The organism is Streptomyces sp. GbtcB7 (assembly GCF_019091445.1).
GTDB classification, from domain to species: Bacteria; Actinomycetota; Actinomycetes; order Streptomycetales; family Streptomycetaceae; genus Streptomyces; species Streptomyces mirabilis.
The window spans coordinates 1-334 of sequence record NZ_JAGXJM010000202.1; the positions used below are offsets into that span (position 1 = coordinate 1).

The 334-nt window shown below is 62.0% G+C and carries 1 protein-coding gene; it reads left to right on the forward strand.

Going from position 1 to position 334, the window contains the following annotated elements; all coding sequences use genetic code 11:
* Positions 1 to 178 precede the first annotated feature (178 nt).
* Positions 179 to 334, forward strand: a 156-nt coding sequence (locus KVT44_RS55845) for a biliverdin-producing heme oxygenase (protein WP_217576928.1), incomplete at its 3' end; no start/stop codon positions are given.

Here is a 334-nt window from a genome sequence, read left to right on the forward strand (position 1 = left end):
GGTTCATCGCTCGTCGCACCTCGCCCGCCCTGATCACAGGGCGGGCTTCTTTTGGCGCCCGGCGGGGTACGTTTTTACCGACAGGGTGTCGGGAACCTACCCAGGAGCCATTGACTTAGGTAAGCCTAACCATACAAGACTCTGACTGGTTCTCGTCCTCTTCGTCACCGGAGGTCCCATGAATACGGCGTTCTCGACGCTGATCCGCACCGCGTCGCACGAGCAGCACATGGAGGCTGAGACCACGAGGTTCATGAGCGACCTGCACGGCGGCAGGCACGGTGTCGAGGCGTACGCGCGCTACACCGAGCAGTTGTGGTTCGTGTACGAGGCG